This is a genomic window from Kribbella sp. NPDC049227 (assembly GCF_043197265.1).
Classification (GTDB): domain Bacteria; phylum Actinomycetota; class Actinomycetes; order Propionibacteriales; family Kribbellaceae; genus Kribbella.
The window spans coordinates 219,299-237,938 of sequence record NZ_JBICST010000008.1; the positions used below are offsets into that span (position 1 = coordinate 219,299).

Sequence of the window (18,640 nt, forward strand, 5' to 3'; positions counted from 1 at the left end):
GAGGATCAGGCGGTCAGCCGCTCCTCGGTCGAGGTCGAGAACAGGTGCAGCTTGTCCGGCACCGCCGCGAGGCGGATGGTCGAACCCTTCTCGACCGGCATCCGGGCGTCGATCCGGGCGACGATCTGCTGGTGCTCGTTGTTGTGCTCCGCGGTGCCGTACAGGTACGCGTCGGCGCCGAGCTCCTCGACCACGGCGACCTTGACCGGCAGGCCGTTGTCGGCGACCTTGAAGGCCTCCGGACGGACACCGATGGTCAGGGTCTTGTCGCTGCCGGCCTTCGACAGGACGCTGCGCTCGATCGGGATCACGTAGTCCCCGACCTTCGCGCCGCTCTCGGTGATGTCCGCCTCGAGCAGGTTCATCGCGGGCGAGCCGATGAAGCCGGCCACGAACTTGTTCTTCGGGGCGTCGTACAGGTTCAGCGGGGTGTCGACCTGCTGGAGCAGGCCGTCCTTCAGTACGGCGACCCGGTCGCCCATCGTCATGGCCTCGACCTGGTCGTGGGTGACGTAGACGGTGGTGACACCGAGGCGCTGCTGCAGCTCGGCGATCTGGGTACGGGTCTGGACACGCAGCTTGGCGTCGAGGTTCGACAGCGGCTCGTCCATGAGGAAGACCTGCGGGTTACGCACGATCGCGCGGCCCATCGCGACACGCTGACGCTGACCACCGGACAGCGCCTTCGGCTTGCGGTCCAGGTACTCCTCCAGGCCGAGCAGCTTCGCGGCTTCCATCACCCGCTTGGCCCGGTCCTCCTTGGAGACACCCTGCATCTTCAGTGCGAAGCCCATGTTGTCCGAGACGGACATGTGCGGGTAGAGCGCGTAGTTCTGGAACACCATCGCGATGTCGCGCTCTTTCGGCGGACGGTGCGTGACGTCGCGGTCGCCGATGTAGATGGAGCCCTCGTTGACCTCTTCGAGGCCGGCGAGCATCCGGAGCGAGGTGGACTTGCCGCAACCCGACGGGCCGACGAGCACCATGAACTCGCCGTCCTCGATCTCGAGGTTGAGCTTGTCGACCGCGGGGGTGTCGGAGCCGGGGTAGACCCGGGTTGCCGATTTGAACGACACAGTGGCCATGACGATTTACATCCCTTCACCGGCAGGAACGTGCCGGACGATCCGAGTAAAGGCCCCCGGGCGGGGGTTCGCTTATCCTCACCCGCCCCGCTCGTCCTGACAAGGTGTACGGCGTGTGACGTGCCCGTACTGTTCACGTTGTGGACACTCCCGCGCATCCTGCAAGTTCTTGCAGGATCTTGCTGCAAGATCAACGGCGGCCTGGGTACAGTGCCGGGCGTGAGCAGCAGCGTGAACGGCAGGGCCCGGCTGGCGGACATCGCGGCCAAGGCGGGGGTCAGTGAGGCGACGGTCTCGCGGGTACTGAACGGCAAACCGGGGGTCGCGGAGGACACCAAACAATCGGTGCTGACCGCGCTCGACGTCCTCGGGTTCGAGCGGCCGAGCCGGTTGCGGCGCCGGTCGGCCGGACTGATCGGGCTGGTGATGCCGGAGTTGATCAATCCGATCTTCCCGGCGTTCGCCCAGGTGATCGAGTCGGCGCTGTCCCAGCGCGGCTTCACCCCGGTGCTGTGCACACAGTCCCCGTCGGGCGCGACGGAGGAGGAGTACGTCGAGATGCTGCTGGAGCGCGGCGTCTCCGGGATCATCTTCGTCTCGGGTCTGCATGCGGACACCGGCGCGGACCATGCGCGGTACCAGTCGCTGGTGGAGCGGCGGCTGCCGGTGGTGTTCGTGAACGGCTGGCTGCCCGGGGTGGAGGCGCCGTTCGTCTCGTCCGACGAGAACGCCGCGATGGAGCTGGCGGTCACCCATTTGGTTGCCCTCGGCCACCGTCGGATCGGGTTCGCGTCCGGGCCGGAGCGGTTCATCGTGGTGCAGCGCAAGCTGGCCGGCTACCGGACGGCGATGAAGGCCCAGCTCGGGCTGTCCGACGACGAGCTGGACCCGATGGTCGCGTTGAGCATGTTCGGTGTCGAGGGTGGCGCCGCGGCCGCACAGCAGCTCGTGGACGCCGGCGTCAGCGCGGTCATCTGCGGCTCCGACATGATGGCCCTCGGCGTGATCCGGGCGGCCCGTCAGCGCGGCCTCTCGGTCCCTGGCGACATCTCGGTGGTCGGCTACGACGACGCCCCGATGATGGAGTTCACCGATCCGCCGATGACCACCATCCGTCAGCCGGTCCAGGCCATGGGCCTCGCGGCCGTCCAGTCCCTGCTGGAAGAGGTCCGCGGCCACGCCACGCCCCACACCGAGTTCCTCTTCCGCCCCGAGTTGGTGGTCCGCGGTACGACGGGTCCCGCCCGCTGACGACGACAAGGCCTGCCCGGGCATCGGGGCGGGCTGCCCGGGCAGACCGGACTGAGAGGGCGTCTGAGAACCCTGCGCCTACTGCGGGGCACTCGGCACAGACGCCCTCTGACTCCGGCCCGGCCGCCCCCTGCCGGACGGTCGAGCCGGAGAACCGGATCAGTCGAGGTTGGTCACTTGGCGACGTGGAAGGCCGCGGTGGGCAGGCTGGTCTTGCCGTTGGCCCAGAGCGAGTTCACCCTGGACCGCTCGGTGGCGTCCGGGTAGGGGTTGGTGCAGGACGGGCCGGGGCCGCCGCCGGACATCAACTCGGAGCACGGGCCGGTGTAGTGGTCCGGCAGGCCGAGCACGTGGCCGGTTTCGTGGGCGGTGATCCGGGTCGGGTCGTACTCCTGCGCCTGGGCGTAGTCGAGGAACACGTAGCCGCTGCCGTGCCCGTCGGTGGACGCGTACGAGCCGCGTGGGTCGTTGCCCTCGGTGTAGTAGAAGTCGTAGTTGCTGCCCTCGACCAGGTGGACGTTGCTGACCGAGGAGTTCCAGATCTGCGTGCTCGAGTTGATCTGGGACTGGAAGGTCGGCGCGTCGACGGCGTACGTGACGGTGACCGCGGCCACCTTCTGGCCGGACTTGGCCTGCTGGGCCATCTTGGCGCGGGCGGACTTCATCACCGCGTCGTAGAAGGCCTTGGTGGCGGCCTCGTCCTGCGGCGAACCGACGTACGCCGCCCGGGTCGCGGCGGTGGAGGCGGACGGGTTGGTGGCGGGGGCCGACGCAGTGGGGGACGCGGCGGCGAAGGCGGGGACGGCGAGCGCGGCGGCGGCGAGCCCCGCTAACGAACTCAAGACACGGCGATGCGACATGGGAGGGCCTCACTCCGAAGATCTGTGGCGGATAGCGACCAGCGGATTACTGTTCGCTACCCCCGGATGCTGCCAAGACTCCGGAACTTCCGCACCGGATCACCCCAAACTCGGGGGTTAACCCGCGACTCACCCCGCCGGTTCTATGTCATCCATAACGCCCCACCTATGACCTGGCCTCCTGCCTAAGGTGAACCCATGCGCTCCCTGGGGAAAGTGCTGCTGGTCCTGTTGGCAGTTCTCGGGGTGCTGGGGCTGGCCTTCGGCGGGCTTATGGCGGCGTTGTGGGGATTCGCCGACCAGTACGCGTCGCACTACGACTACAAGGTGGGTTTCAAGCATCCCGGTGACGACTGTGGGAACAACGAACTGTCGGTCGACGTGGCGGATGGCGAGCCGTTGGGGTGTGGGTTCGGCGGGTCGGCCGGGGAGCTGCCGGGGTTCAGTGACGAGCAGAACGCGGAAGTGGTCGCGCTGGCCCGGGAGCTGGGCGCGGGTGGCTTCACCGACGCCGAGCGCGACCAGGTGCAGCGGCGGGTCGACCAGATCGTCGCGTCCCTGCCGCCGGAGCGCTTGCCTCAGCACCCGTGGCTGTGGGGCTGGAGGCTGGGAGTGCTGGGTCTGCTCTCGCTAATGGTGCCGATCACAGTGATCCGCAAGGCGACCCGCCGATAGTGTCCTGAGCCGACTCAGGACACCCAGGCGGTGCGGGTCATTCGCCGGGGATGCCGACGTTGAGGATGCGGGCGCCGGGGCCGCGTTCGGCCAGTCGGTCGGCCTTGTTGTAGAGGTTGCAGCGCTGCAGGCTGAGGCAGCCGCAGCCGATGCAGCTGTCCAGGTCGTCGCGCAGCCGCTCGAGCTCGGAGATCCGCTCGTCGAGCCGGCCGCGCCACGTCTTGGACAAGCGGCTCCAGTCCGAGCGGGTTGGGGTCCGGTCCTCGGGCAACGAGTCGAGTGCCCCCTTGATCTCGGACAGTGCCAGCCCGACCCGCTGGGCCGCCTGCACGAAGGCGATCCGCCGCAACGTGCTCCGCTGGTACTGCCGCTGGTTGCCGGCCGTCCGCCGCGAGGTGATCAGGCCCTGGTCCTCGTAGAACCGCAACGCCGACGCCGCTACTCCGGACCGATGTGCGATCTCCCCGATGGAGAGCCAGTGCTCCTTGCTGGGGACGTTCTCCTGCGCCATACCGCCACCCTAGAACCGGGTTCCAAAAACTCAACCGCACTTGAACTGGAGCACTGTGGACCGCCAGGCCATCACAATCGTGCCTCGGGCGCGTCAGACCCGCTCGGCGGGTTCTGGACGGGGCGATGGTGGTGGCCTGGGGGTACGTCGTCCCCTTGGTCAAGGGGCGGACCGAGGTCGGGTATACTTTTTGCTGTGTCGGTGCGCGCGTCGCGTCACCAGAGCATTTCCCAGGCGCTCCGACCCGTCGGTTTCAGCATCCCGCTGAAGGTTCCCGGCGACGAGGGTGCAACGCGATAGCACCCGCAGGTCGATGCCTATCTCCTGCCAGTTCGTCCAGACCGGCCAGTTTCTCCTGGCCGGCCTTTGCGCGCGGGTACCGGTCGGGTTTCGTCCGTGACGTTGAGAGAGAGATTGCGTGACCCAGCACCACCAGGACCAGCACGAGCCTGCCGCCGGCAACACCGCCGACGGCCGGATCAAGAAGCCGCGGCACAAGAAGTTCCAGACCCAGTCGTACGGCGAGCGGATGGCGGCCGAGGCCGCGCCCGCTTCCCCGGCGGCCGGTGAGGTCCGGGACGACACCGCCCGCGGTGAGCGCCGGGGCGGACCCACCCAGTACTCCGACCGCGGTGTGCGCAGCTATGACCGCGCCCCGGTGAAGGGCTACCGCGCCGAGCGCGCCAACCAGCCGCGCCGCGAGGACGACCGCCCGCAGTACCGCCGCGACGACCGTCCGTCGTTCAAGCGGGACGACCGTCCCTCGTACCAGCAGCGCGACGAGCGTCCGTCGTACAAGCGTGACGAGCGTCCGTCGTACAAGCGCGACGACCGTACGCCGTACCAGCAGCGGGATGACCGTCCGTCGTTCAAGCGTGACGAGCGGCCGTCGTACCAGCAGCGGGATGAGCGGCCGCGTTTCGAGCGGAACGATCGCGTTGAGCGGCCGACGTACCGGCGGGACGACAAGCAGTACACCAAGCGGGACGAGGCGCCGGTGGACCTCGGGACTGTTGCTCCTGACAACCAGTTTGCCCAGCTCGGGCTCGCGCCGCGGCTGATCCAGCGGCTGGCGCGGGACGGCATCACCACGCCGTTCCCGATCCAGGCCGCGACCATCCCGGACGCGCTGGCCGGCAAGGACGTGCTCGGCCGTGGCCAGACCGGTTCCGGCAAGACCCTCGGCTTCGGTCTGCCGACGCTGACGCGGCTGGCCGGTGGCCGGACCGAGTCGCGGCGGCCGCGCGGGATGATCCTGGTCCCGACGCGTGAGCTCGCGATGCAGGTGCACGACGCGCTCGAGCCGCTCGCGCACGTGATGAATGTGTCGCTGAAGCTGATCGCCGGCGGCCTGCCGTACCCGAAGCAGATCGACGCACTGCGCCGTGGTGTCGACCTGCTGATCGCGACGCCGGGCCGGCTGATCGACCTGTGTGAGCAGGGTGCGGCCGACCTCGGTGCGGTGGAGATCGCCGTACTCGACGAGGCCGACCACATGTGCGACATGGGCTTCATGCCGGCGGTGACCACGCTGCTGGACATGACGCCGGCCGACGGGCAGCGGCTGCTGTTCTCGGCGACGCTGGACAACGACGTCGACAAGATCGTGAAGACCTACCTGAAGGACCCGGTGCAGCACTCGACCGAGTCCGGCCAGGCCACGGTCACCACGATGGAGCACCACCTGCTGGTGATCGAGCCGGGGCACAAGCAGTCGCTGACGGCCGAGCTGGCCAGCCGCGACGGCCGGACCATCGTGTTCGTCCGGACCAAGCTGGGTGCCGATCGCGTTGCGACGCAGCTGCGCGACCGTGGCGTGATGGCCGCGGCGCTGCACGGCGGTCTGACCCAGGGCGCCCGGAACCGCACGCTGGACCAGTTCAAGGACGGTTCGGTACCGGTGCTCGTGGCAACGGATGTCGCGGCCCGCGGCATCCACGTCGACGACGTCGGCCTGATCGTCCAGGCGGATCCGGCAGCGGACCACAAGGATTACCTGCACCGGGCCGGCCGGACGGCACGCGCCGGCGGCAAGGGTGCGGTCGTCACGCTGGTGCTTCCGCACCAGCGGCGCGGCATGGTCCGGTTGGCCGAGTCCGCCGGTGTCGACGCCGAGCCGGTGCGCGCGCGTCCGGGCGACCAGTTGGTCACCGAGCTGACCGGCGGCAACAAGCCGTCCGGGTACCCGGTGAAGCTGCCCGCCCCGAAGCCGCAGCGGTTCGGCAAGGGCGGCGGCAAGGGTGGCAAGCGGTTCGGCAGCAGCCGGCCGGGTCGTGGCCACGACAGCCGCGGCGGCAGCGGACCGCGTCGCAGCAACGGACCCCGTCGTACCGACGGCAAGTCGTACCAGCACTGATCGACGCGAGGCCCTGATTCCCTGTGACACAAAGGGGATCAGGGCCTTTGCTATGTCAGGATCGCCCAGAGCCTGGCCAGTACGGCGGCGATCTCGGTGTCGTCCAGCGGGACGAGCTCGAGCATCAGCTCATTGGTGTCGACGCGATCGGTCATCACGTAGATCGACGGTGACCCGGCCTCGAGTTCGGTTGCCAGGCGCTTGGCGTCCGGGACCTTGAGCAGGGCTCGCGACACCTGCAGGCCGGTCGGATCGGGGACGACCTCGGCCACCACACCGGGAATCTTGCCCGCGGCATCGGCGAACGCGACCACCTTCGCCAGCTCGTCGGCCTCCCACTTCATCCGGTCGAACGCCTGCCACTCCTCGAGTGCGGCCAGGACACCGATGACGGCCTCCTTCGTCGGCTTCATCCCCCGGCCGATGCCTCGCTCCTGGGCGCGCACGGCCTGGACGAGCGACCAGGTCCCGGCGACCAGCCCCGCCGTGGGGGAGCCGAGGTACTTCTGCCCGCTCACCAGGACCAGGTCCGCGCCGGTCGAGAGCAGGTCCGCGATCCGCGGGAACTGAGCGGCGCCGTCGATGATCGCGGGTACGCCGCGACGATGCGCGGCACGTACCGCGGCGACCAGATCGATCGGCTCGCCTTCGGTCAGCCGGGACGAGACGAGGAACAGGCAGGCGACGTCCGGTCCGTCGAGCTCTTCCTCCAGATCCCCAATGGAACAACGGGTTTCGTCCCCGGCGAGGTCCACGTGCGCACCGGCCAGCCGGATGCCCTGCAGGTTGGTGTGACCGTAGTTGACGACGTGACAGGCGGGCAGCACGACGCGGTGGTGCAGATCCGTTGTGTCGGGCAACGCTGCGATCCGGCGCGGGTCGCCGCCGGTCATCGTGGCCGCGACCGAGAGCGTGATGCCGGCCGCGGTGCAGTGCACGACGGCACCGGCCTGCGCACCGGTGAACTGCGCGATGGCCTCGCTGGCCCGGTCGCCGAGCTCGTCCATCACGAAGAATTCAGGAAGTGCCTGTGCGACGGCCGCCGCCACCCCGTCGGAACTGCGCGACACCCCCAGCGGGGTGTACGTCCCCTTGGCGTTGATCACCACACTCAACCGATATCGCTCATGGATGCTCATGGTGCGGCTGAGCCTAGTGGTCACGCACAGCAATTGGCGAGAGCCCGAGCGCAAGATCTTGACCCGAAACCTACTGGTGAGTCATTCTCAGTTTTACTGAGCAGAGGAGGTTTCTTGTGCCCCGCCCCGCACGCCGAACCCACCTTCGTACGATCACCGCCGCGGTCGCCGTCACTGCCGTGCTGGCTGCCCTGCCGTCGCCGAGTCAGGCCGAGCCCGACGCAGCGGCCGCCACACCCACCGACTATTGCGCCGGGCAATGTCGCGACATCCTTCCGCCCGGCCAGAACGGCAACGCCACCTTCACGGATCTCCTTCTTTTCAAGGGATTGGGCGTCCGCCCGCCACACTTCAGCGATTCGCTGAAGCCGTACCAGGACCTGGTCTGGAACTCGCAAGGCATGACCGACGACGGCCTTGCGCCGTACTACGACGACGCCTCGTTCGGGGTGCAGCCGAACGACGTGGCGAGCACGATCCACCCGCGTTCGGACGTCACGATCGTGCGGGACAAGTCGCGCGGCATCCCGCACATCACCGGGACCACCCGCCAGGGGGTGATGTTCGGCTCCGGGTACGCCGGCGCGCAGGACCGGCTGTTCGTGATGGACGTGTTCCGGCATCTCGGCCGCGGTCAGCTCACTCCGTTCGCGGGTGGTGCGGCGGCGAATCGCGCGTTCGAGCAGGAGTTCTGGCGGACCGCGCCGTACACGGAAGCGGATCTGCAGCGGCAGTACGACGACGCCGACGAACTGTACGGCGCCGACGGCGTGAAGATGCAGCAGGACATCCAGGCCTGGGTCGACGGGGTGAACAACTACATCAACACCGTCGGAATCGCGTACCCCGGTGAGTATGTCGCGCTCGGCCTCGACTGGCCGACCCAGCCGTGGAAGGTGACCGACGTCGTCGCCACCGCGGCCGTTGTGGCGGGCATCTTCGGCACAGGCGGCGGCCAGGAAGTCAACTCCGCGTTGGCTCTGCTCGAGGCCCAGGCGAAGTACGGCGTTGCCGAAGGCACCAAGGTCTGGGAGTCGTTCCGCTCTCAGAACGACCCGGAAGCCAGTACGACGGTGCACAACGGGACGACCTTCCCGTACGGCGAGACAGGTCCGAACCCGGCCGGTCGCGCCATGCCGGACCGCGGGTCGGTCACGCCCGAGCCCGAGGTGATCAACCAGACCGTCGCGAAGGCGAAGGCTGCGAAACCGGCACCTGCGGGTTCGGAGGCGCTTCGCGGCATCTTCGACGGTGGCCTGTTCCCCGAAGGCTTTGGCAAGAAGGGGATGTCCAACGCTCTGCTCGTCTCCGGAGCGCACACCGAGAGCGGCAATCCGGTCGCGGTCTACGGTCCACAGACCGGGTACTTCGCTCCGCAGCTGCTCATGCGTCAGGAGCTGCAGGGACCAGGTGTCAGCTCACGCGGCATCGCGTTCGCCGGCTTGAACTTCTACACGCTGATCGGTCGCGGACCCGACTACTCGTGGAGCGCTACCTCCGCGGGACAGGACATCACCGACACGTTCGCCGTACCGCTGTGTGAGCCGGGTGGCGGAACGCCGACGAAGAACTCGCAGTACTACGAGTTCCGTGGCCAGTGCCAACCGATCGAACGGCTCGAGCGGCACAACGAGTGGTACTCCAGCCTCGGCTCGTCCGAACCGGCCGGGTCGTACACTCTGGTTGCCCTGCGCACCAAGTTCGGCATTGTCACGCACCGCGGCACGGTCGGCGGACGGCCGGTCGTGTTCACCAAGAACCGGTCGACGTACGGCAACGAGGCCGGCTCCGCGCTCGGGTTCATGCAGCTGAACGACCCGGACCGGATCCATTCGGCGGCCGACTTCCAGAGTGCCGCGAGCAAGATCGGCTACACGTTCAACTGGTTCTACACCGACAAGTCGTCGATCGCGTACTTCAACTCCGGCGACAACCCGGTCCGCGCGGCCGGCGGCGACCCGAACCTGCCGACGTGGAGCTCGTACGAGTGGCAGGGCTGGAATCCGGCCACCAACCGGGCGACCTACACCCCGGCCGCGCAGCACCCGCAGGTGGTCGACCAGGACTACCTGACCAGCTGGAACAACAAGCAGGCGCCCGGGTTCTCCGCGTCGGACGGGCAGTTCGGGTACAACTCCGTCTATCGGAGCCAGCCGCTCGACGACCGGATCAAGGCCGTCATCGACAACGGGCAGAAGTTCACCCGCGGCAAGCTGGTCGAGGCGATGGAGGACGCGGCCACCGTCGACCTTCGCGGTGACCAGGTGCTGCCGTACCTGATCCGGGTCCTGAAGAGCGCGCCGATCACGGATCCGGCGGTCGCCGACGCGGTCGCCAAGCTCACGGCGTGGGAGGCGGCCGGCAGTCACCGCAAGACGCCCAACGCCTCGTCGAGGACCTACGACCACGCCGACGCGATCCGGATCCTGGACGCGTGGTGGCCGCTGCTGGTCCCGGCGGAGTTCAAGGACCTCGGCCCCGACCTGTACGGCGCTCTGGTTGCGAACCTGAAGATCGACGAGCGACCGAGCGCGCAGGGATCCGCCTTCCAGAGCGGGTGGTGGGGCTTCGTGCAGCGTGACCTGCGCAAGGTGCTCGGCGATCCGGTGCAGACGCCGCAACCGGTCACGTTCTGCGGTGGCGGATCGCTCGCTGCCTGCCGCCAGGTGTTGGCGGACTCTTTGCTGGCAGCAACGAAGGTCCCGGCCGCCACGACCTATCCGGCCACCGCGGACTGCTCGGCGGGTGACCAGTTCTGTGCCGATCAGATCGCGCACAACCCGATGGGCGGCATCACCCAGGACCGCATCGCCTGGGTGAACAGGCCGACGTACCAGCAGGTGGTCGAGTTCCCGGCGCGGCGGGGTGACGACGTCAGCAACCTGGCGCTGGGGAAGACGGCAACCGCCAGCAGTCACGAGTCGGGGTTGTTCAACTCACCGCCGGCGCAGGCGGTCGACGGGAAGCTCACCACACGCTGGGCGAGCAACTGGTCCGATCCGCAGTGGCTGAAGGTTGACCTCGGCAACGAGCAGTCGGTCGGCCGGGTGGTGCTGCGGTGGGAGGCGGCGTACGGGAAGGCGTACCGGATCGAGGTGTCGCGGGACGGGACGACCTGGCAGCAGGTGTCTGCGACGACGACCGGTGACGGCGGGGAGGACGTGGCTCGCTTCGGAGCGGTTCCTGCGCGGTATGTGCGGGTGACCGGGACACAGCGGGGGACGTCGTACGGGTACTCGCTGTACGAGCTTCAGGTCTTCCGGCAATGACGACCGTGCGCCTGTCAGGATGAGGGCATGAACCAGAACTTTCCTCCGAACCAGCCATACCCGCCGCAGCAGGGCTACCAGCAGGGTCCGCCGCCCGGGTACGCCCCGCCGCAGCAGCAGGGATATCAGCAGGGTCCGCCGCAGGGCTACGGGCAGCAGCCCGGGTACGGACAGGCTCCTGGTAACTACCAGCCGACTCAGCAGAACGCGCCGCACGTCGCGCCGCAGGGATCGCCGTACCCGGTGCTGGTCTCGACGATGAACGACCTGCCCGGATACACCGCGGACAAGGTGTTCGGCGAGGTCTTCGGGCTGACTGTGCGCAGCCGCGACTTCGGGTCGAACTTCGCCGCCGGCTTCCGGTCGCTCGGTGGTGGCGAGGTCCCGGAGTACACCCAGATGCTGGCCGAGTCGCGGCACGTGGCGGTGATGCGGATGTGCCAGATGGCGCAGCAGATGGGCGCCAACGCGATCCTCGCGATGCGGTTCGACTGCAACGAGATCGCGAACACGATGAGCGAGGTCGCCGCCTACGGTACGGCGGTCATCGTGCGCCAGGACGAGCCGCCGCGGCCGCAGGACACCACACCCGATGAGGATGATGCGAGTGACAGCTGACCTGTCTTTCGGACCCGGCTTCCGCTGGGGGGTCTCGACGTCGGCGTACCAGATCGAGGGGGCCGTGGCCGAGGGCGGCCGCGGCCCCTCCACCTGGGACACCTTCTGCGCGGAGCCGGGCCGGATCCTGAACGGCGACACCGGCGCGGTCGCCTGCGACCACTACCACCGGTACGCCGAGGACGTCGCGCTGATGCGGGAACTCGGGGTGGACACCTACCGGTTTTCCTTCTCCTGGTCGCGGATCCAGCCGTCGGGGACCGGGCCGGCCGTGGCCAGCGGGATGGACTTCTACGACCGGCTGATCGACACGCTCCTCGGGGCGGGGATCCAGCCGGCGCCGACGCTCTTCCACTGGGACACGCCGCAGCCGCTCGAGGACGCGGGCGGTTGGCTGTCCCGCGACATCTGTGATCGCTTCGCGGAGTACACGTTGCTGCTGGCGGAGCGGTTCGCGGACCGGGTGCCGATGTGGATCACGATCAACGAGCCGATGGTGCTCACGTTGATGGGCTACTCCCTCGGTGCGCACGCGCCCGGGAAGCAACTGCTCTTCGATGCACTTCCGGTCGCGCATCACCAGTTGCTCGCGCATGGTCGGGCCGTCCAGGCGTTGCGGGCGGGCGGCGCGTCGTCCATCGGGATCGCCAGCAACCACGCTCCTACGTGGCCGGCCAGCGACAGCGTCGAGGACAAGGAGGCGGCCGGTCTCTACGACAATCTGATCAACTGGCTGTTCGCCGATCCTGTGCTGCTCGGGACGTACCCGGCTGGGTTCGAGGCGGCGATGCCGGGGCCGGTTGCCGATGACCTGGCGGTGATCTCGACGCCATTGGACTGGTTCGGGATCAATCACTATTCGCCGGTGTCCGTCGGCGCCGCGACGGGGCAGGCCGATACGGCGGCGACCGACGGGATCCCGCTGCCGCCCGGGTTGCCTTTCGAGCCGCGGCAGCTGACCGGGTACCCGACCACGGACTTCGGGTGGCCGGTGGTGCCGGCGGCGTTCGGCGAGATCCTGCGGACCTTCAAGGACCGGTACGGCGATCGGCTGCCGCCCCTCTACATCACCGAGAACGGGTGCGCGATCAACGACGAACCGGTCGACGGGGTGGTGAACGACCAGCGGCGGATCGACTACCTCGACGGGTATCTGCGGGCGTTGAAGGAGGCGATCGACGACGGGATCGACGTCCGCGGGTACTTCCAGTGGTCGTTGCTGGACAACTTCGAGTGGGCTGCCGGGTACTCGCAGCGGTTCGGGTTGGTGCACGTCGACTTCGAGACGCTGGAGCGGACGCCCAAGGCGTCGTACCACTGGTTCCGTGACGTGATCGGCCGCGGATGATTCCCGAGCCCGGGGTCGTGCCCGCCGCGCTGGCGGAACCGACCGTGCGGGTCCGGGCCGGGTGGACGTCGGCCGTCGTACTGGCGAACGTGGGAGTGTTCGCCGCGTGGCTCGGGCCGATCCAGGTGTTGCTGGCGCAGCAGTCGGAGGCGGTTGCTCCGGGCAACAAGGAGTTCGTGTTCGGGTTGGTGACCGGAGTCGGGGCCGCGGTGTCGGTGGTGGCCAATCCGGCGTTCGGGGCGATCTCCGACCGGACGATGTCGCGGCACGGGCGGCGGGTGCCTTGGGTGCTGGCCGGGGCTGTCGGTGGGGTTGCCGGGTTACTGATCCTGGCGGACTCGCGGGCCGTTGGGTTGATGCTGCTCGGGTGGTGCCTGGTGCAGCTGTTCGGGAATGCGTTGCTTGCGGCAATCACTGCGACCGTGCCGGATCGGGTTCCGGTCGCGCAGCGCGGGGTTGTCGGTGGATGGGTCGCGATCTCACAGGTGCTCGGGGCGCTGGTCGGTACTGCGCTGGCGGCAGCGTTCGGTGGGTTCGCGCTGGGGTATGTGGCTTGTGCCGTCTTTCTGTTTCTGTCGGTCGTGCCTTATCTGTTGCGTAGTGGCGATGTGCGGTTGCTGCAGCGTTCGCCGTTGGTGGTGGGGGAGTTCCTGCGGGGGTTCTGGATCAGCCCTCGTCGGTATCCGGATTTCGGCTGGGCGTGGTTGACGCGGTTCCTGTTCAACGTCGGGAACGCGCTGGGCACGTTGTATCTCTTCTACTACCTGCAGGACGAGGTGGGGATCTCGGACGCGGACACCGGCGTACTGATCCTGACCGCGATCTACAGCGTCTGCGTTCTCACCACGGCGATCAGCTTCGGACGCTGGTCCGACCGGACCGCCCGCCGCAAGATCTTCGTGACGTGGTCCGGTGTGGTGATGGCGGTGGCCGGCGTCATCCTCGCTGTCTGGCCGACCTGGCCCGGTGCGATCCTCGGTGCCGTGGTCCTGGGCGCCGGCTTCGGCGTCTACCTGTCGGTCGACTTCGCGCTGCTCACCGAAGTACTCCCCAACGCCCGCGACCGCGCCAAAGACCTGGGCGTCATCAACATCGCCAACTCCCTCCCCCAGGTCCTCGCCCCCGCCATCGCCGCCCCCATCGTCAAACACCTGGGCGGCTACCCGGTCCTGTACCTCCTGGCCTCCTTCGTCACCGTGCTCGCCGGCGTACTGGTCACCAAGGTGAAGTCCGTCAGCTGAGCGGCCCTCAACTGTTGAGGGCTTGGGTGAGCGGTACGGCGGGCGAGCTCGCCGTGACACGGATGTGGTTCAGGTCGAGCCACTGGGCCAGGACGCGGAGCTGGTCCGCCAAGGGTTGGGTGAAGTCGGGGGCGTTGGGTTCTGGGGTGAGCGTGGGGACCAGGAGGGTGGAGGTGGGGCGGTCGGACTTCAGGTCTACCCGGGCTACCAGGCGGTCGCCGAGGAGGAAGGGGAGGACGTAGTAGCCGTGGATGCGCTGGGGGGCAGGGGTGTAGATGCTGATGCGGTAGAAGAAGTCGAACAGATGGTGGGTGCGGTCGCGGCTCCAGATCAGGGGGTCGAAGGGGGAGATGAGGGCGCGGGCGTCGACGGGGCGGTCGGTCGACTCGTGCCAGCGGTAGCTCTGTTGGGTGACTCCTTCGACCTGGACGGGGATCAGTTCGCCGGAGTCGACGAGGTCGCCGATGATCTCGCGGGCGGTTGCTGTGGGCAATGGGTAGTGGCCGGTGCCGGCGCCGCAGAGGTCGCGGGCGGTGGCGATACCCAGGCCGCGGGCGGCGATCCGGACCAGTTCCCGACGGGCGTCTGCGGCGTCCGGCGCGGGGCTGGCGACGACGTCGGCGGGCAGGACGCGTTCGGTCAGGTCGTAGAGGCGCTCGAAGTTCCGCCGCCCCGCGATCGTCACGCGGCCGGTGCAGAACAGGTACTCGATGGCGATCTTCGCGTCCTGCCAGTTCCACATCCGGCCGGTGCTCGGATCCGGGTCCGGCTCGGACCGCTTCCGACGTACGCCGTCCGGGCTCGCCTCGCCGGCGGAGATCGGGCCTTGGTCGGTCACCCGTGCGAGTACTTCGTCGACGAACCCGGGCCGCTCGGCGGTCAACCGCTGCATCCCGACGACCACGGACCACGGCGCGGTCACGTCCGGGTCGAGCTTGGCGTCCCAGACCTGCCGCTCCGCCGCCCGCATCCGGTACTTCAGCAACGGGTAGTAGCTCAAGGGGAGTAGCGCCGCCTTGTGTCCCCAGAAGTACTCGAACAGTTCCCGCGGCTCACCCCAGCTCATCCGATCGAGCGTCGTACGCGCGTAGTCCCCGGCGCGCGCGAACACCGGCAGATAGTGCGACCGGCACAACACATTCACCGAGTCGACCTGCAGTACCCCGGCCCGCCCAACAGCCTTCCGCACCTGCCGTACGTCGCCCCGCCCAGAAGACCGCCGCCCCCCAAACCCCTGCGCCCCCAACACAATCCGCCGAGCAGCATCAACCCCCACCGCGTCCCCAACAACCCGCCGACCCATACCCCGAACCTATCCGGCGGCGTGCAGGTGGACAGGAGGTACTGGTCGGTCGGTAGTGCACCTGAGCGGTGCCTGCGGAGTGTGTACGGCGTCTCGCAGGCGCACTACCCGTCCATCTGCACAGTCTCGCGGGATCTTCGGCGGCCTGCGAGCCAGAGGACGGCGGTGAGGGAGAGGCGGGTGGTCATGAGGAGGGGGCCATCGTGGCGTAGGTCGTGCTGAGGGCGTGGAAGACGGCCTTGCGGGATCAGCTGTGGTCGTAGTTGATCCCCTTACCGCGCATTCGCCTGCTCCATCGCTCGTTGCCGACGGCTCCGGAACCACAGCGCCAAGCCGACCAGGACCGCAAGCGCCGCGACATGCAGCACCGGCGACAGGTTCGCCATCAGGTCGACCGGTAGCGAGTAGATGAGCACCAACCGGACGATCGCGTCGGCCAGCAGCACACCGCCGAACACCGCGGTCAGCTTCATGAAGTGCCCGCGGAACGCCGGCTCGGTCCGCCACCGCTCGTCCCACTGCGCCAGCACGTCCGGCTTGCCGGTGTTGAGCTTCCGCCCCAGCGTGTAGACCAACGGCTTGCCGAGCAGGCACGAACCGACCAGGAGCAGACCGGCCGCACCGGACAGGACCGACTCCTTCGCCAGCAGGATCCGCGGATCCCCGGTCAGCAGCGACACGATCACCAGCACCGCGAACGTGCCACCCACCAGGGCCGCGAGCCCGTTCAGCCGTCGCCGTACGACGGCCACGAAGGCGACCCGGATCAAGGCCGCCACTCCACCGGCCACCAAAGCCGGGAGTACGTCGTACCCCAGCGCGCGGGCTCCGTAGAAGACCGCGGCCGGCAGGCCTAGGTCCCACAGCAACCCGATCAGGACTGCCTTCTTCTGCATCGTCATCTCCATCCCGAGTAAGATACTGGCAGTAGCTTAAGCGAGCGGAAGTGAGCGTGAACATGCCGAATGTCATGGGATACTCTGGGTATCTCTCAGGGGAGGTTGAGTGACAAGCGCGAGACCGACCCGCCGTCGCGGCGCGGCGCTGGACGAGGCGATCCTGCAGGCGACGATCGAGGAGTTGCACGCGGTCGGGTTCCGCGGCCTGACCATGGACGCCGTCGCCGCCCGCGCCGGGACCGCGAAGAACGTCATCTACCGGCGCTGGCCGAGCCGTGGGGCGCTCTGCGTCGCCGCCTATCTGCGGATGTTGCCGACCGACCCCGAGGATGCGCCGGACACCGGCTCGGTCCGCTCGGACGCGCTGGCGCTCCTCCAGCGGGCCAACGACCGGATGTCAACGCCACTGGGGCAGATCCTGCGGGAGTTGATCGCGGGCATCCAGGGCGAGCCCGAGCGGATCCGCGACCTCCGCGAGCAGGCTTCGCGCGCGGGCGTCGCCGTCTGGCTGAAGGTCCTGGCCCGGGCGGTGAGCCGCGGTGAGGTCGACCCCTCCGCGCTCACCCCCAGAGTCGCCACGGTCGCGGTCGACCTGCTGCGGAACGAGTACTCCCTGAACGGCGCGACGTCCGTCCCGGACGCGGTATTGGTCGAGATCGTCGACCAGGTGTACCTGCCGCTCCTGCGCTCGCACGGCTGACTAGGCCGGCACGGGCTCGGCGGCGTACCGGATGTTGAGGCGCTGGTAGGCGGTGCTGAGGAAGGCCAGCAGTACGACGATCAGCATCAGCAGGCTCGCGACCACGAAGGCCAGGGCCATGCCGCGGGCCTGACCGTCGCCCAGCAGCCAGCCGAAGGTGGACCGGCCCGGCGCCGACTCCATGTAGGGGATCAGCAGGAACTGCGCGGCCGGGCCGATGACGAACGCGGCGATCGGGGTGGACGCGGCCTCGATGCTCTGCGCGACGCCGAACACCCGGCCCTGCTGCTGGAACGGGACCAGCCGCTGGAGGATCGTCTGCTCGGCCGCCTCGGCGATCGGGATCACCAGCATGAACCCGAACATCCCCAGCACCAGCAGCGACTGCCACTCGCGGATCGCCGTACCCATACCGATGACCGCGATGGCGACGTTCGCCACCAGCAGGACTCGCAGCGGCCGGCGGCCCAGGCCGAAGCGGGCCACCAGCGCACCGCCGGCGATGAAGCCGATGCTGGTGATGCCGAGCACGACGCCCCAGGACTCCACCGAGAACAGGTTCAGGCCGTAGGGGTCCATCAGCGCCATGAACACGCCCATGACCAGGTTGTTGAAGCTGCTGAACAGCACCAGCGGGAGCAGGCCGGGTACGCCGCGCAGCGTCTGCCAGGTGGCGCGGAGATCGAAGCGCGCCTGGTGGTGCCCCTCGGGCCGCGGCTCGTCGATGTGGATCGAGACCAGCAGGTCGACCAGGACAACGATGGTGAAGACGACGGCGATGGCGACCGTTCCGCCCATGCCGAGCAGGCCGACGGACAGTCCGCTGAGGATGCTGGTGAGCAGGTGGGCCACGCCGTTGACCGTCCCGACCAGGCCGTTCGCCTTGTCCCGGCGGTCCGCGGGGACCAGGAGTGTCACGGTCGTCGAGAGGGCGATGCTGCGGAGCTGGCCGGCGATACTGCCGACGAGGATCAGGCCGGTGAACGCCCAGAACCACGGTCCGTGCCAGTTGCTGGCCCGCTCGCCGGCGACGACGTACACGACGCCGGCTGTCGTGAACGCGACTCCGGTGATGGCACTCGACAGTGCCATCGCCGTCTTCTTGCGGTGGGTGTCGACGACCGCACCGAAGATCGTGCCGGAGATCGCGCCGATCAGCATGGATACGCCCGACACGATGGACGCGGCCAGCACCGACTTGGTCTCCAGGTAGACCCAGAACGCCAGCGCGAACGCCAGGAAGGTGGTCGTCACGTTCGCCACCAGCGTGTTCGCCAGCAACCGCCGGAATGTCCTGGACTTCGCCGCAGTCCCTGTCGTGCTCATCGGATCGCCCTTCGCCTCGGTGAGTTCGTCCTCTCACCTGTACGTCGAAGTCCCCGACG

15 protein-coding genes are annotated in these 18,640 nt (G+C 68.5%); 8 read left to right on the forward strand and 7 right to left on the reverse strand.

What is annotated here, in order from left to right; genetic code table 11:
- Positions 1-5: 5 nt before the first annotated feature.
- Complete coding sequence (locus ACGFH6_RS34215; RefSeq protein ID WP_393392344.1) at positions 6-1,085, reverse strand: ABC transporter ATP-binding protein; 1,080 nt, start codon at positions 1,083-1,085, stop codon at positions 6-8.
- A gap of 231 nt (positions 1,086-1,316) precedes the next feature.
- Between ACGFH6_RS34215 and ACGFH6_RS34220 the strand changes: the two genes are divergently transcribed.
- Positions 1,317-2,336 carry a LacI family DNA-binding transcriptional regulator gene (locus ACGFH6_RS34220; protein WP_393393592.1) on the forward strand — a complete coding sequence of 340 codons (1,020 nt, stop codon included), beginning with the start codon at positions 1,317-1,319 and terminating at the stop codon, positions 2,334-2,336.
- 173 nt (positions 2,337-2,509) lie between these two features.
- On the opposite strand, the gene snpA is transcribed toward ACGFH6_RS34220, so the two are convergent.
- Positions 2,510-3,178, reverse strand: a complete 669-nt coding sequence (gene snpA, locus ACGFH6_RS34225; RefSeq protein ID WP_393392347.1) for a snapalysin — start codon at positions 3,176-3,178, stop codon at positions 2,510-2,512.
- 216 nt (positions 3,179-3,394) lie between these two features.
- Between snpA and ACGFH6_RS34230 the strand changes: the two genes are divergently transcribed.
- Positions 3,395-3,871 carry a hypothetical protein gene (locus ACGFH6_RS34230; protein ID WP_393392350.1) on the forward strand — a complete coding sequence of 159 codons (477 nt, stop codon included), beginning with the start codon at positions 3,395-3,397 and terminating at the stop codon, positions 3,869-3,871.
- A gap of 37 nt (positions 3,872-3,908) precedes the next feature.
- Here ACGFH6_RS34230 and soxR read toward each other — a convergent pair whose 3' ends face one another.
- Positions 3,909-4,382 carry a redox-sensitive transcriptional activator SoxR gene (soxR, locus tag ACGFH6_RS34235; protein ID WP_131353068.1) on the reverse strand — a complete coding sequence of 158 codons (474 nt, stop codon included), beginning with the start codon at positions 4,380-4,382 and terminating at the stop codon, positions 3,909-3,911.
- 418 nt (positions 4,383-4,800) lie between these two features.
- Here soxR and ACGFH6_RS34240 point away from each other — a divergent pair, with 418 nt between their 5' ends.
- Positions 4,801-6,738 carry a DEAD/DEAH box helicase gene (locus tag ACGFH6_RS34240; RefSeq protein WP_393392355.1) on the forward strand — a complete coding sequence of 646 codons (1,938 nt, stop codon included), beginning with the start codon at positions 4,801-4,803 and terminating at the stop codon, positions 6,736-6,738.
- Between the two features lie 50 nt (positions 6,739-6,788).
- On the opposite strand, the gene ACGFH6_RS34245 is transcribed toward ACGFH6_RS34240, so the two are convergent.
- Positions 6,789-7,877: an aminotransferase class V-fold PLP-dependent enzyme gene (locus tag ACGFH6_RS34245; protein WP_393392357.1), complete on the reverse strand. Its 1,089-nt coding sequence runs from the start codon at positions 7,875-7,877 to the stop codon at positions 6,789-6,791.
- Positions 7,878-7,993: 116 nt separating this feature from the next.
- Between ACGFH6_RS34245 and ACGFH6_RS34250 the strand changes: the two genes are divergently transcribed.
- Genes ACGFH6_RS34250 through ACGFH6_RS34265 form a run of 4 tightly spaced genes read left to right on the forward strand, consistent with a single transcriptional unit; the run spans position 7,994 to position 14,353 of the window.
- Entirely contained in the window at positions 7,994-11,146 is a 3,153-nt protein-coding gene (locus ACGFH6_RS34250; protein WP_393392359.1) for a penicillin acylase family protein, read from the forward strand.
- 27 nt (positions 11,147-11,173) lie between these two features.
- Positions 11,174-11,764: a YbjQ family protein gene (locus ACGFH6_RS34255; RefSeq protein ID WP_393392362.1), complete on the forward strand. Its 591-nt coding sequence runs from the start codon at positions 11,174-11,176 to the stop codon at positions 11,762-11,764.
- Positions 11,748-13,112 (forward strand): GH1 family beta-glucosidase, encoded by a 1,365-nt coding sequence (locus tag ACGFH6_RS34260; RefSeq protein ID WP_393392365.1) that lies wholly within the window; start codon positions 11,748-11,750, stop codon positions 13,110-13,112. Before ACGFH6_RS34255 ends, ACGFH6_RS34260 begins: the two co-directional genes overlap by 17 nt.
- Positions 13,109-14,353: an MFS transporter gene (locus ACGFH6_RS34265; RefSeq protein WP_393392368.1), complete on the forward strand. Its 1,245-nt coding sequence runs from the start codon at positions 13,109-13,111 to the stop codon at positions 14,351-14,353. The genes ACGFH6_RS34260 and ACGFH6_RS34265 overlap by 4 nt, the downstream gene beginning before the upstream one ends.
- A 7-nt stretch (positions 14,354-14,360) precedes the next feature.
- Here the strand turns inward: ACGFH6_RS34265 and ACGFH6_RS34270 are convergent, their stop codons facing one another.
- Positions 14,361-15,542, reverse strand: a complete 1,182-nt coding sequence (locus tag ACGFH6_RS34270; protein WP_393392372.1) for a winged helix-turn-helix domain-containing protein — start codon at positions 15,540-15,542, stop codon at positions 14,361-14,363.
- A 386-nt stretch (positions 15,543-15,928) separates the two neighbouring features.
- Complete coding sequence (locus ACGFH6_RS34275) at positions 15,929-16,564, reverse strand: VC0807 family protein (protein WP_393392375.1); 636 nt, start codon at positions 16,562-16,564, stop codon at positions 15,929-15,931.
- 97 nt (positions 16,565-16,661) lie between these two features.
- Between ACGFH6_RS34275 and ACGFH6_RS34280 the strand changes: the two genes are divergently transcribed.
- Positions 16,662-17,255 carry a TetR/AcrR family transcriptional regulator gene (locus ACGFH6_RS34280; RefSeq protein ID WP_393392378.1) on the forward strand — a complete coding sequence of 198 codons (594 nt, stop codon included), beginning with the start codon at positions 16,662-16,664 and terminating at the stop codon, positions 17,253-17,255.
- Here ACGFH6_RS34280 and ACGFH6_RS34285 read toward each other — a convergent pair whose 3' ends face one another.
- A complete protein-coding gene (locus ACGFH6_RS34285; RefSeq protein WP_393392380.1) occupies positions 17,256-18,581 on the reverse strand; it encodes an MFS transporter in 1,326 nt (441 codons plus the stop codon).
- Positions 18,582-18,640: the final 59 nt, after the last annotated feature.

Excerpts from the sequence above, each read along its gene's own strand:
- ACGFH6_RS34265 (WP_393392368.1), top strand. The coding sequence starts at position 13,109 with ATGATTCCCGAGCCCGGGGTCGTGCCCGCCGCGCTGGCGGAACCGACC.
- ACGFH6_RS34245 (WP_393392357.1), bottom strand. The coding sequence starts at position 7,877 with ATGAGCATCCATGAGCGATATCGGTTGAGTGTGGTGATCAACGCCAAG.
- ACGFH6_RS34215 (WP_393392344.1), bottom strand. The coding sequence starts at position 1,085 with ATGGCCACTGTGTCGTTCAAATCGGCAACCCGGGTCTACCCCGGCTCC.
- ACGFH6_RS34260 (WP_393392365.1), top strand. The coding sequence starts at position 11,748 with ATGCGAGTGACAGCTGACCTGTCTTTCGGACCCGGCTTCCGCTGGGGG.
- soxR (WP_131353068.1), bottom strand. The coding sequence starts at position 4,382 with ATGGCGCAGGAGAACGTCCCCAGCAAGGAGCACTGGCTCTCCATCGGG.
- ACGFH6_RS34285 (WP_393392380.1), bottom strand. The coding sequence starts at position 18,581 with ATGAGCACGACAGGGACTGCGGCGAAGTCCAGGACATTCCGGCGGTTG.
- ACGFH6_RS34230 (WP_393392350.1), top strand. The coding sequence starts at position 3,395 with ATGCGCTCCCTGGGGAAAGTGCTGCTGGTCCTGTTGGCAGTTCTCGGG.
- ACGFH6_RS34275 (WP_393392375.1), bottom strand. The coding sequence starts at position 16,564 with ATGGAGATGACGATGCAGAAGAAGGCAGTCCTGATCGGGTTGCTGTGG.
- ACGFH6_RS34255 (WP_393392362.1), top strand. The coding sequence starts at position 11,174 with ATGAACCAGAACTTTCCTCCGAACCAGCCATACCCGCCGCAGCAGGGC.